General features: G+C 63.0%; 8 protein-coding genes and 2 riboswitches. Of the genes, 5 read left to right on the top strand and 3 right to left on the bottom strand.

Going from position 1 to position 12,504, the window contains the following annotated elements:
• Positions 1-8: 8 nt before the first annotated feature.
• A complete protein-coding gene (metE, locus tag V1277_RS10035) occupies positions 9-2,384 on the bottom strand; it encodes a 5-methyltetrahydropteroyltriglutamate--homocysteine S-methyltransferase (protein ID WP_334416030.1) in 2,376 nt (791 codons plus the stop codon).
• 113 nt (positions 2,385-2,497) lie between these two features.
• Positions 2,498-2,711, bottom strand: a riboswitch (cobalamin riboswitch).
• A gap of 133 nt (positions 2,712-2,844) precedes the next feature.
• A riboswitch (cobalamin riboswitch) is annotated at positions 2,845-3,062 on the top strand.
• 114 nt (positions 3,063-3,176) lie between these two features.
• On the opposite strand from metE, the gene V1277_RS10030 reads away from it, so the two are divergent.
• The 5 genes from V1277_RS10030 (at position 3,177) to V1277_RS10010 (ending at position 10,174) form a co-directional block, all read left to right on the top strand.
• On the top strand, positions 3,177-6,083 hold the full coding sequence (locus V1277_RS10030) for a ribonucleoside-diphosphate reductase subunit alpha (protein WP_334416029.1): 2,907 nt from the start codon (positions 3,177-3,179) through the stop codon (positions 6,081-6,083).
• Between the two features lie 25 nt (positions 6,084-6,108).
• Positions 6,109-7,239, top strand: coding sequence for a ribonucleotide-diphosphate reductase subunit beta (locus V1277_RS10025; RefSeq protein WP_334416028.1), 1,131 nt, complete (start codon positions 6,109-6,111; stop codon positions 7,237-7,239).
• 251 nt (positions 7,240-7,490) lie between these two features.
• On the top strand, positions 7,491-8,714 hold the full coding sequence (locus tag V1277_RS10020) for a glycosyltransferase family 87 protein (protein WP_334416027.1): 1,224 nt from the start codon (positions 7,491-7,493) through the stop codon (positions 8,712-8,714).
• Between the two features lie 271 nt (positions 8,715-8,985).
• On the top strand, positions 8,986-9,660 hold the full coding sequence (locus V1277_RS10015) for a TetR/AcrR family transcriptional regulator (protein WP_334416026.1): 675 nt from the start codon (positions 8,986-8,988) through the stop codon (positions 9,658-9,660).
• A gap of 88 nt (positions 9,661-9,748) precedes the next feature.
• Positions 9,749-10,174, top strand: a complete 426-nt coding sequence (locus V1277_RS10010; protein ID WP_334416025.1) for an OsmC family protein — start codon at positions 9,749-9,751, stop codon at positions 10,172-10,174.
• A gap of 140 nt (positions 10,175-10,314) precedes the next feature.
• On the opposite strand, the gene pyk is transcribed toward V1277_RS10010, so the two are convergent.
• Together pyk and V1277_RS10000 are read right to left on the bottom strand one after the other, a co-directional pair.
• On the bottom strand, positions 10,315-11,751 hold the full coding sequence (pyk, locus tag V1277_RS10005; RefSeq protein WP_334372834.1) for a pyruvate kinase: 1,437 nt from the start codon (positions 11,749-11,751) through the stop codon (positions 10,315-10,317).
• The gene (locus V1277_RS10000) at positions 11,748-12,326 is read right to left on the bottom strand and encodes a DUF1036 domain-containing protein (protein ID WP_213288724.1); all 579 of its coding nucleotides are present in this window, start codon (positions 12,324-12,326) and stop codon (positions 11,748-11,750) included. The genes pyk and V1277_RS10000 overlap by 4 nt, the downstream gene beginning before the upstream one ends.
• Positions 12,327-12,504 lie beyond the last annotated feature (178 nt).

Genomic DNA, 12,504 nt, shown 5'->3' with positions numbered 1-12,504 from the left:
CGGTAACGTTACGCCATCGCCCGCAATTCGCGGGCGGCGGCGACCATATTGGCGAGCGCGGGTCGGACCTCCTCCCATTTGCGCGTTTTCAATCCGCAATCCGGATTGATCCAGATCTGGGTGTCGGAGAGCCGTTCTCGCGCCAGCTTCAGCAGGCCGGTCATCTCGCCGATCTCGGGGACGCGCGGCGAATGGATGTCGTAGACTCCGGGGCCGATTTCGTTCGGATAGCGGTAATCCCTGAACGCATCGAGCAGCTCCATCTTCGAGCGCGAGGTCTCGATCGAGATCACGTCGGCGTCCATCGCGCCGATCGCGCCGATAATGTCGTTGAACTCCGAGTAGCACATGTGGGTGTGGATCTGCGTTTCGTCGCGCACGCCGGACGAACAGAGGCGGAAGGCGTCGACGGCCCAATCGAGATAAACCTTCCATTCGGACTTGCGCAGCGGCAGACCCTCCCGCAGCGCTGCCTCGTCGATCTGGATCATGCCGGCGCCGGCAGCTTCGAGATCGGTAACCTCGTCGCGGATCGCGAGCGCGATCTGCCGGCAGGCTTCGCTGCGCGGAATGTCGTCGCGGACGAACGACCAGTTCAGAATGGTGACTGGGCCGGTGAGCATCGCCTTCATCGGCTTTGTCGTCAGCGACTGGGCGTATTGCCACCACTCGACCGTCATCGGCTTCGGGCGAGAGACGTCGCCGAACAGCACAGGCGGGCGAACGTAGCGCGATCCGTAGGATTGCACCCAGCCGTGCGTAGTGAAGGCAAAGCCCGCCAGCTGTTCGCCGAAATACTGCACCATGTCGTTGCGCTCGAATTCGCCATGCACAAGCACGTCCAGCCCGATATTTTCCTGCCAGCGCACGGTGCGGGCGGTCTGGTTCTGCAGGTAGAGCTTGTAGGCTTCATCCGTCAGGGCGCCCCTGGCGTGCGCGGAGCGGGCGTTCCTGACGTCGGCGGTTTGCGGGAACGAGCCGATGGTCGTGGTCGGGAACGCCGGCAGGTTGAAGCGCTCGCGCTGGACGGTGGCGCGTTCAGCGAAGATGCTGGCGCGGAAGCGCATCGGTTCATCGATGCTGGCAACGCGTGCCGCTACCTTCGCATCGTGAATGCGCGGCGACGCCTTGCGGGAGGTCGCCGCCTGATCCGATGCCTTCAGGCTGGCTTCGACTGCTCTGCGGTCATCGGCGAGTGCCGTTCCGAGCGTGGCCAGTTCTTCGAGCTTTTGTATCGAAAACGCCAGCCAGCTCTTGATTTCGGGATCGAGCCCGGTCTCCAGTGCCAGATCGATAGGGACATGCAGCAGCGAACAGGAGGGGGCGATCTGCACGCGATGCTTGCCAAGTTTGGCGATCACGGGCTCGAGCCGGTCGAGAAGCCGGCTCAAATCCGCGCGCCAGATGTTACGGCCATCGATGATTCCGAGCGACAGCACGCGGTCATCAGGGAAGCCGGCAAGCTCGTCGATCTGCTCCGGCGCGCGCACGAGGTCGAGATGCAGGCCGGCGACGGGCAGGGATAGCGCGGTGTCGCGGTTGGCGCCGAGCCCGCCAAAATAGGTCGTCAGCATGATCCTGAGCTGCGGTACGGCGCTCGCGATCTCCGCATAGGCATAATGCAGCGCCTGCTGGGCGACGATGTCGAGGTCGAGCACCAGACACGGCTCGTCGATCTGCACCCATTCCGCGCCCCGGTAGGCAAGTTCGCGGAGAACCTCGACGTAAACCGGCATCAAGCGATCAAGCAGGGACAGCGGATTGAAACCGGCATCCTTGCTCTTGGCGAGTTTGAGAAACGTGACGGGGCCGACCAGCACGGGGCGGGTTTGATAGCCCAGCGCCTTGGCTTCCTCGTATTCCTCGATCGGCTTGCGCGAGGCGAGAGTGAACTGCTGATCCTTCGCCAGTTCGGGCACCATGTAGTGGTAGTTGGTGTCGAACCATTTTGTCATCTCGAGCGCCGGCACGCCGTGCGTGGCGCCATGTCCGTGATGGGCATGGCCGCAGCTCGCCTCATGCGCCTTGCCTTGCGCGCCGCGGGCCATCGCGAAGTAAGTCGCAAGCGAGACCGGCCCGCCGTTCCAGCGATAGATCTCCGGGATTGCGCCTATCATCACTGATGTGTCGAGCACCTGGTCGTAGAACGAGAAATCGTTCGACGGGATCACGCTGACGCCGAGCTTTTTCTGGCGCGCCCAGTTGGCGGCGCGAAGGCCGACGCCGGTTTCGATCAGCGCCTTCTCGTCGGTTGCGCCCGACCAGAAACTCTCCAGCGCGAATTTCAGCTCGCGGCGCGGACCGATGCGCGGCGTGCCGAGGGAGGCAACGGAAAGTGAAGAAGTGGAGATGGTGGAAGAAGACGTAGCTTTGGAAGAAGACATGGCTTAACCCCAAAAGTTGGGGGCAAAGGCCGAAGTGACACGTCTGGATTTTTCGCGGACGGCAGAGCGCGCGCGGAAAATCGCAACCGCACCACCGGGACACCCCGCCCGAGGACGTGTATGTTGTCGAGGCAGGTCTCCTGGCTCGCGGGTCAATGCTGCTGTCCGGCCTTCCCGAAACCTTGCGAGGTCTCAGTGACTTTGTTGGACAGCGGCTCGCTGCTTACAGTTGCGGGGGCAGCTCCGGCTTTGGCTTTTCGGCCGCACCGGCTTCCCTCTTAGCTTCGGAAGAACGTCTCCCGAAGAACCACGACGGGTCCACTTATCGGCAACGCGGCAGGCACGTCAACTCGACGACATTCACCGGTGCGTTGTGATCGTTGTTCACAGCCATAGGGTTCCGTCGCCGAAATTCTTGCACATCGCCCGCTCGCCCCATTGACAGCCGCATCCGAATAACACGAGATATAGCCGTCACGGTCCGCCATGGCCCAACACATGGTGGCTAAGAGGGAAGCCGGTGATCGCGCGAAAGCGCGAAAATCCGGCGCTGCCCCCGCAACTGTAAGCAGTGAGTTGCTCCCGAATCTTACGTCACTGATGCGGCATCGCATTGGGAAGACACGGGAACAACGGCGACCTGCGAGCCAGGAGACCTGCCGCGACACCGAAGAAAACGTCCACGGGCGGGGTGTCCCGGCGGCGCTTGCAGATTCGTGCCCGCGTTTTCGCGTGGGCTAAAGCTGTAGCGTCTTCAGACATCCGGCCCCAACACCATCACGGGGTCTCTTGATGTCACTCTCTCTCGATCGCGAAGCCAACGCCGCTCCATTCATCCGACTGCGTCCCGAATCGCTTGCCGCCTCGGAAGCGCAGCCGCCGATGCAGGTGATTCGCCGCAACGGCACGGTTTCGAAATTCGACGCGAGCAAGATTTCGGTGGCGATGACCAAGGCGTTTCTCGCGGTCGAGGGACATGGCGCGGCGGCCTCCCGCCGCGTGCATGAAATCGTCGAGCAACTGACCGCCGAAGTCGTCGGCGCGCTGTCGCGCCGGATGAGCGAGGGCCGCACCTTTCATATCGAGGACGTGCAGGACCAGGTTGAACTTGCCCTGATGCGCAGCGAGCATCACAAGGTCGCGCGCGCCTATGTGCTCTATCGCGAGGAACGCACGCGCCAGCGTGCCGGACAGGACGTGGCCAAGGCCGCCCAGCCATCGGGGAAGCCCTCGTTACGTGTCACGCTGGCCAGCGGCGCGCAGGTCCCCCTCGACATCGCGCGGCTGACGCTGATCATCGAAGAAGCCTGCACTGGCCTCGAGGGCGTCGGCGCCACGGCGGTGCTCGCCGAGACGCAGCGCAATCTCTATGATGGCATCAGCGAGGACGAACTGGCGCTGGCGTCGGTGATGGCCGCGCGCACGCTGGTGGAGCAGGAGCCGAACTACGCCTATGTCAGCGCGCGGCTCTTGCTCGACAAGCTGCGCACCGAGGTGCTGTCTTTCGTGCATGATACGCCGACGAGCGCGTCGCAGGCCGAGATGGCCGAGCGCTACGGCGAGTACTTTCCGGCCTATATCAAGGCCGGCATCAACGCCGAACTGCTCGATCCCGATCTGGCACGCTTCGACCTGAAAAAGCTTGCTGCCGCGTTGAAGCCGGAACGCGACCTGGCGTTTCAGTTCCTGGGTCTGCAGACGCTGTACGATCGCTATTTCCTGCATGTGCACGGCAACCGGATCGAGCTGCCGCAGGCGTTCTTCATGCGCGTCGCGATGGGGCTGGCCGTCCGCGAGATCGACCGCGAGGCGCGCGCCATCGAGTTCTACGATCTCTTATCGTCGTTCGACTTCATGGCCTCGACGCCGACGCTGTTCAATTCCGGCACGCTGCGGCCGCAATTGTCGTCCTGCTTCCTCACCACCATCGCCGACGATCTCGACGGCATCTTCAAGTCGGTCAAGGACAATGCGCTGCTTGCAAAATATTCCGGCGGACTCGGCAACGACTGGACCCGCGTGCGTGGGCTCGGCGCGCACATCAAGGGCACCAATGGCGAAAGCCAGGGCGTGGTGCCGTTTCTAAAGGTGGCCAATGACACCGCGATCGCCGTCAACCAGGGCGGCAAGCGCAAGGGCGCAGTCTGCGCCTATCTCGAAACCTGGCATATCGACATCGAGGAATTTTTGGACCTGCGCAAGAACACCGGCGACGACCGCCGCCGCACCCATGACATGAACACCGCGAACTGGGTGCCGGACCTGTTCATGCAGCGCGTCGAGGCCGGCGGCGAATGGACGCTGTTCTCGCCGGACGAGACGCCCGACCTGCATGACCTCTACGGCAACGCATTCGCCGAGCGTTACGCGGCTTACGAAGCAAGGGCGGCGCGGGGCGAGATCCGCGTGTTCAAGCAGATCCGCGCCACGGATCTGTGGCGCAGGATGCTGACCATGCTGTTTGAGACCGGGCATCCCTGGATCACGTTCAAAGATCCCTGCAATCTGCGCTCGCCGCAGCGCCATGCCGGCGTGATTCATTCCTCGAACCTCTGCACGGAAATCACGCTCAATACCTCCGACGAGGAAACCGCCGTCTGCAATCTCGGCTCGATCAACCTGCTCCACCATGTGCGGGAAGGCCGGCTGGACCAGGCGCGGCTGCAACGCAGTGTGACGACGGCAATGCGCATGCTCGACAACGTCATCGACATCAATTTCTATACCATCCCCGAAGCGCGACGTTCGAACCTGCGGCACCGCCCGGTCGGTCTCGGGCTGATGGGATTTCAGGATGCGCTGCAGGCGATGCGGATTGCGATGGCTTCCGATGCGGCGGTGACGTTCGCCGATACCAGCATGGAGATGATTTCCTATTACGCCATTTCGGCCTCCGTCGATCTCGCCGCCGAGCGCGGGCGCTATCCGTCGTTCGATGGCTCACTGTGGAGCCGCGGTATTTTGCCGATCGATTCGATCGAACTGTTGGCCGAAGCCCGCGGTGGTCTCGCGATGGACCGCGGCATGACGCTCGACTGGGATAGCTTGCGCGAGCGGGTCAAATCGACCGGCATGCGCAATTCGAACGTGATGGCGATCGCGCCGACCGCGACGATTTCCAACATCTGCGGCGTCGCGCAGTCGATCGAGCCCGCCTACCAGAACCTTTACGTCAAATCCAACATGTCCGGCGACTTCACCGTGGTGAACGAGTTTCTGGTCCGCGACCTCAAGGCGCGCGGACTGTGGGACGAGGTGATGGTCAACGACCTCAAATATTTCGACGGCAGCTTGGGGGCCATCGATCGCATTCCCGACGACCTCAAGGCGCTCTATGCCACCGCGTTCGAGATCGACAGCGCCTGGCTGATCGAGGCGGCGTCGCGGCGGCAGAAATGGATCGACCAGTCGCAGTCGCTCAACCTCTATATCGCCAATCCTAGCGGCAAGAAGCTCGATGCGCTCTATCGGTTGGCGTGGGCGCGCGGGTTGAAGACGACCTATTACCTGCGCTCGCGCAGCGCGACGCATGTCGAAAAGTCCACGCTCCGGGGGACCGACGGCAAGCTCAACAGCGTCGCGTCCGCGGCGATGATGGCTCCAGCCCCAATCATCGTCGCGCCGGCCGCCACCGCGCCGGATTTAACCGGTGCGGTGGCGTGTTCGATCGACAATCCCGAATGCGAAGCCTGCCAGTAAGCAGCAAAAAACAAAGGAAGCCACAATGCTCGACTGGTCCGAACCATCCGCATCCCCGCGTCAGACGCCGCCGCCCCTCGTGGCGCAATCCGATGCCCAGGCCGAACAAACCGGCCTCGGCATGATAGATCGTCGCGGCGGACGCGTATCTGTCGACGACAAGCGGATGATCAACTGCCGCGCCGACGTCAATCAATTGCTGCCGCTGAAATACAAATGGGCCTGGGAGAAATATCTCGCCGGCTGCAATAATCACTGGATGCCGACCGAAGTTTCCATGCAGGCCGACATCGCGCTGTGGAAATCGCGCGACGGGCTGACGGAAGACGAGCGCCGCGCCATCAAGCGCAACCTCGGATTCTTCGCGGCCTCCGAAAGCCTGGTCGCCAACAATATCGTGCTGGCGATCTACCGCCATCTGACCAATCCGGAGTGCCGGCAATATCTGCTGCGGCAATCCTTCGAGGAGGCGGTTCATACGCACACCTTTCAATACATCGTCGAAAGCCTGGGGCTCGATGAGGGCGAGCTATTCAATATGTATCGCGAGGTGCCGTCGATTACCGACAAAGCAGCCTGGGCGCTGAAGCACACGCAGCATCTCGACGATCCCAATTTTAAGACCGGGACGCCGCAAGCCGATCAGGCATTCTTGCGCGATCTCGTCGCCTTCTACGTCATATTCGAAGGCATGTGGTTCTATACGGGCTTCGCGCAGATCCTCTCGCTCGGCCGCCGCAACAAGATGGTCGGCATCGCCGAGCAGTACCAGTACATCCTGCGCGATGAATCCATTCACCTGAATTTCGGCATCGATGTCATCAACCAGATCAAGATCGAAAACCCGCATCTATGGACCAAGGCGTTCCAGGACGAAGTCCGCGCCATGGTGCGCGAGGCGGCCGAACTGGAAGCGGCCTACGGGCGAGACACCATGCCGCGCGGGTTTCTCGGGCTGAATACGGCGTTGTGCGAGAGCTACATGCACTTCATCGCCAACCGCCGCTGCGCGCAGCTCGGGCTGCAGCGGGTGTTCGACGAGACCGAGAATCCGTTCCCCTGGATGTCGGAAGCGATGGACCTGAAGAAGGAGAAGAATTTCTTCGAGACTCGGGTGATCGAGTACCAGAACGGCGGTGCGCTGAGCTGGGAGTAGGGGGGGCGGATGCTCTCCGCTCGTCGTCCCGCGCACGCGGGGACCCACACCGCGTGATTCCTCAATGAGGCATTTAGGTGGACGCTCATTGTAACAGTTAGCTCCGGTGGTTATGGGTCCCTGCGTTCGCAGGGACGACGTAAAATCCCGCCGCTTGCGCCCGAAAACTTAAGATTTCCTCAATTCAGTCCGGCCTATTGCTTGAAGGCGTGCGCGTTCGGACAACGCGCGCGCCCAGGCAAGGACTGCGCATGACCGCCTCTCTTTCCACCCCCAAACCCAGCCACGACCAAGCTCCAATTCCCGAATGGCTCGTCAGGGTCTGCTTGGTACTGGCGGTTGCAAATGTGAGCCTTTGCGGAGTGGCGTATTTCTCGCACTGGTGGGTCTACGATACCAACGGCCTCGGTATTCCGACTGACTTCATCAACGTCTGGGCCGCGGGCCGTCTGGTGCTCGATGGCGTTCCGGCGCAGGCCTATGATTGGGACATCCAGAAGCAGATCGAGGTCGCCAAGCTCGGTCAGGATTTCGTCGGCTATTTTGCCTGGCACTATCCGCCGCCGTTTCTGTTCGTCGCATCCCTGCTGGCGCAGCTTCCTTATCAGCTCGCCTATATCGGCTGGGTCGTGGTCAGCTTCTTACCCTTCCTTGTCGCAATACGTGCGATCGTCGGCCACACCTTCGGCTATCTGCTTGCGCTTGCCATTCCGATGGCTTTCATCAACGCGCTGGTCGGGCAGAACGGCTTCCTCACCGCTGCGCTGATCGGCGGCACGCTCTATCTGATCCCGGTACGGCCGGTGCAGGCAGGCATCTGCCTCGGGCTATTGACGTACAAGCCGCAATACGGGCTGCTGTTTCCAATCGCGTTGATCGCAGCCGGGCAGTGGCGGGTGTTCATCAGCGCCAGCGTCACCGCGATCGCGCTGGCCTTTGCCTCATGGTTTGCTTTCGGCATCGAAAGCTGGCTGGCGTTCTTCCACTGGATGCCGAAATTCTCGCAAGCCTTCCTGACCGAGGGCAAAGCCACATGGTGGAAGCTGCAGAGCATTTTCTCGCTGGTGCGTTACTTCGGCGGCAGTGAGCCGCTCGGCTGGGCGTTCCAGTGGGTCCTCACCGCCTCCGTTGCCGTGGTCATGGCGCTGATGTGGCGAAGCCGCGCGCCCTACACGTTGAAGGCCGCTAGCCTTGCCGCTGGCACGATGCTGACCACGCCCTATCTCTTCATGTACGACATGATGGTGCTAGCGATCCCGATCGCCTTCCTCATCCGCATCGGACTGAGGAACGGCTTTCGCACCTACGAGCTTCCGGCGCTGGGTGTCACCGTCGCCCTCATCGTGTGCTATATGTTCACCGGTATTCCGACGGGACTCGGCGCCACGCTGATCGTGGGCGGTCTGGTCTTGCGCCGCGCCGGTCCCTGGTGGCGGCGCGAGACGGCGCCGGCATTGGCTGCGGCACGTGCGTGAACGGCCCGACGCGAGGCCGGCGATATCGCGCGACAAGACGTCAAGTATCAACCGCTTAAACCGGCCAGCGTTGAGAGCTTGTTAATGGTTCGCAAGCCCCGCCGGCAAAACCTCTCCCGATCCGTGTTGCAAAACCGTCTTGTCATCAGCCGTGAATAGTTGTTCACTTCTTCAAGCGATAGCGCTCTTTATCGCTCAAGACATTGAAGGTGTGCGCGTTCTGGCAGGCTCCGCGGGGCTCGAAGGCGCGCCGGGGGACGGAAAACGCGCCATGGTCTATCGGCGAACCCATCAGGTCGTAAAGCGGCTGGCGGCGCGGCGTAGCGCCATCCTGGCGGCGGCGCGGGATGCTGCGGCCGAAGGCGGCATGGCGGCGGTGCAGATCGCCCCGGTCGCGGTCCGCGCCAATGTCGCGGCCGGCACAGTCTATCGTTACTTCCCCTCCAAGGCCGAACTGATTTCCGAACTGATCGCCGAGGTCTCGCGGGATGAGCTGGCCGCGATTCGCCGCGCGGCAGATGCGGCGCCGGGACCGTCCTCGGCGCTCGCCGCCGCCGTCACCACGGTTGCCGTGCATGTGCTGTCGCAGCGCAGGCTCGCCTGGGGCATTCTGGCCGAACCTGTCGATGTCGACGTCTCGGTGTCGCGGCTTGCCAGCCGCCGCGAAATCTCCGGCGAGATCGCTGCCAGAATTGACGCCGCGGTGCGTGCCGGCCATCTGCCGGCGCAGGATACCGCGCTCGCCGCCACCGCGCTGCTCGGTGCGCTGCATGAATCGCTGGTTGGCCCGCTGGCGCCCGAGACTCTGGAGGACCCCGCGAAGCTGCGCGACGCCGTGCAAACGGTCACACTTTTGGCGCTACGTGCCGTAGGCGTGATGGATGCCCGCGCCCGCGGCCTCGTGGTGCAGGCGGTGCTGCCGGCCAAGGCGCTGGTCGGGGCCTAGAAACTTCCCCCCTTTGCGACGCCTTTGTGGCAACCATTTGCCACGCTGCGGCTTATCGACGGGTCCAACCCGCGATCAGGAGCATGCGATGAGCACGACATCAGGATCTGCCAAATGGCAGGGCGGCATCAAGGACGGCAAGGGCGCGATCTCGACCAAAAGCGGCGCGCTGAATGATTATCCTTACGGCTTTTCGAGCCGCTTCGAGGGCAAGCCTGGCTCCAATCCGGAAGAGCTGATCGGCGCGGCGCACGCCGCGTGCTTCACCATGGCGCTGTCGCTGATTCTGGGCGAAGCCAAGCTCACCGCCGAGCACATGGAAACCAAGGCCGACGTAACGCTGGAGAAACAGGGCGATGGTTTCGCCGTCACCTCGATTCATCTGACGCTGAATGCGAAGATTCCGGGCGCTGAGGACACGAAATTTCAGGAGCTGGCGGGTAAGGCCAAGGAGGGCTGCCCGATCTCGAAGCTTCTGAACACCAAGATCACGCTGGACGCGAAACTGCAGTAGTTGGCGCGAAGCGGCGAACTATGGTGCAATTGCGCGCCTGAGAATCTCTCGCGCCACAAGCTCTGGATTTTCGGATTCGCGCTTACGCGCGCCCCGGAAGGACGGTGAGAGTTGACGGCCGCGCCATCACCTACGCGCTATCACTTGTCGGGCTTGCCCTCCCCACCGACAGTGGCGATGCGCACCATGTTGGTGGTGCCGGGGATGCGAAGCGGCACGCCGGCGACGATGATCACGCGCTGGCCTGCGTTGGCGAAGCCGTCACGAAACGCGATCGAGCCGGCGCGGTCGACCATGTCGTCCTGGTCGTGTGCATCTTCCGCCACCACGCAATGCACACCCCAGACAACCGACAATTTGCGGCCGGTCTCAAGGTTCGGCGTGATCGCTACCACCGGCAGCTTCGGCCGCTCGCGGGCCACGCGGATCGCCGTGGAGCCCGACGAGGTCCAGCAGATGATCGCGGATAATTCCAGCGTCTCGGCGATCTGCCGCGCGGCGTCCGCGATGGCATCGCCGACCGTATTCTCCGGCTCGGCCCGCTGCGCCGACAGCACCGAGCGATAGGTCGGATCGCGCTCCACCTCTTCGCCGATGCGATTCATGGTCGAGACCGCTTCGACCGGGAATTTGCCGGCGGCGGACTCTGCTGACAGCATGATGGCGTCGGCGCCTTCATAGACGGCGGTCGCGACGTCGGAGACTTCGGCGCGCGTCGGCACCGGCGCCTGGATCATCGATTCCAGCATCTGCGTTGCGATCACCACCGGCTTGCCGGCGCGACGCGCCATCCGCGTCATCTGTTTCTGCAGGCTCGGCACCCGCTCCAGCGGCAGTTCGACGCCGAGGTCGCCGCGCGCCACCATCAGCGCGTCGGAAGCATCGATGATCTCGGCGAGCCGGTCGATCGCTTGCGGCTTCTCGATCTTGGCCATGACAGCGGCGCGGCCGCGGATCATCCGCTTGGCTTCGTTGACATCCTCGGCGCGCTGCACGAAGGAAAGCGCGACCCAGTCTATCCCGGTCGTCAGCGCGGCTTCCAGATCGGCACGGTCCTTCGGCGTCATCGCCGACACCGGCAGATCGGTATCGGGCAGGCTGACGCCCTTGCGGTCCGACATCTTGCCGCCGATCACCACCCGCGTCACTGCGCGTTCGCTCGACGTCTCCTCGGCAATCAGGCGCACCTTGCCGTCGTCGAGCAGCAGCGCATGACCCGGCCGCAGTGCTGCGAGAATTTCCGGATGCGGCAACTGCACGCGGTTGTTATCGCCGGGCGTCTTGTCCGAATCGAGCACAAAACTCTGGCCGTTCTTGAGCTGCGTCGAACCTTCGGTGAACGCGCCGAGCCGCAGCTTCGGTCCCTGCAGGTCGACGAGGATGCCGATCGGACGACCGTAGCTGCTCTCGACATTGCGGATGGTATTGACCAGCTCGCGCATCTTGTCGTGCGGCGTGTGGCTCATGTTGATGCGGAACACGTCCGCACCCGCCTCGAACAGCTTCCGGATCATCGCGCTGTCGGACGATGCCGGGCCGAGGGTTGCGAGAATCTTGATACGACGGAGCCGTCTCATTGCTTGGGCGCCGGGGCTGGCGGCAGACCCGGTCCGCCCGGCGGATTGGACAGGCCGGGAACCCCGCCGGGGCCCCCCGGTCCCATTGTGCCTGGAATTCCCGGCACGCGCTGCGCGGGCTGCTCGTTGGCTTCTGTCAATTGCACGGTCCACGCTCGCTGTTCGCCTGTATCGACCTCGAAGAACCCGGTGCGGTCATAGCCGCGCGCCAGGCAGTTCTCGGTCCCCTTGATGGTGAATTCCTTATCACGCGAACACATGAAGGCTTGCCCCGACCATTCGCCGCCGCGGTCGTAGTCGAGCGCGTAGATGTAATAGTAGCGCGCGACAAGAGTTCCGCGCAGCAGTGTCTCGCAACTGCGTGACGACACGTTCCACCAGCCTTCGGTGGTCCAGCCCTCGGCATCCTTGTAGCCCAGCGCGATGCCGACCCGGCTGGACGTATTGTTGCAGAGCCGGAAATCGGCCGCCGCTGGACTGCTCCACAGACACGCCACCGCCAGCAGCGGCGCAAGGCCGGCGGCGGTCACGCGAGCGGGGAGGGGAGACAAGCAGCGCGAATCTTTTCCGATCATGTAGCGAAGCTATATCAAATCATTGACGATTTCGCGTGACCCGGCGGGGCCTGTCAACGGCAGGGGAACGCCTTTCCCGCGCTATGGGAAACCGGGGCTCCTTGTGAGGTCGCCAATTTTGCGCGCAGATATGGCAAAATCTGTGACAATTCCCACCTGATATCAATATGCTCGGCAC

The sequence above is a fragment of the Bradyrhizobium sp. AZCC 1588 genome (assembly GCF_036924735.1).
GTDB lineage: Bacteria > Pseudomonadota > Alphaproteobacteria > Rhizobiales > Xanthobacteraceae > Bradyrhizobium.
The sequence above is the reverse complement of the archived record's forward strand: the minus strand, read 5'-3'. Positions and strand labels throughout refer to the sequence as shown.

Excerpts from the sequence above, each read along its gene's own strand:
- metE (WP_334416030.1), bottom strand. The coding sequence starts at position 2,384 with ATGTCTTCTTCCAAAGCTACGTCTTCTTCCACCATCTCCACTTCTTCA.
- V1277_RS10030 (WP_334416029.1), top strand. The coding sequence starts at position 3,177 with ATGTCACTCTCTCTCGATCGCGAAGCCAACGCCGCTCCATTCATCCGA.
- V1277_RS10025 (WP_334416028.1), top strand. The coding sequence starts at position 6,109 with ATGCTCGACTGGTCCGAACCATCCGCATCCCCGCGTCAGACGCCGCCG.
- V1277_RS10020 (WP_334416027.1), top strand. The coding sequence starts at position 7,491 with ATGACCGCCTCTCTTTCCACCCCCAAACCCAGCCACGACCAAGCTCCA.
- V1277_RS10015 (WP_334416026.1), top strand. The coding sequence starts at position 8,986 with ATGGTCTATCGGCGAACCCATCAGGTCGTAAAGCGGCTGGCGGCGCGG.
- V1277_RS10010 (WP_334416025.1), top strand. The coding sequence starts at position 9,749 with ATGAGCACGACATCAGGATCTGCCAAATGGCAGGGCGGCATCAAGGAC.
- pyk (WP_334372834.1), bottom strand. The coding sequence starts at position 11,751 with ATGAGACGGCTCCGTCGTATCAAGATTCTCGCAACCCTCGGCCCGGCA.
- V1277_RS10000 (WP_213288724.1), bottom strand. The coding sequence starts at position 12,326 with ATGATCGGAAAAGATTCGCGCTGCTTGTCTCCCCTCCCCGCTCGCGTG.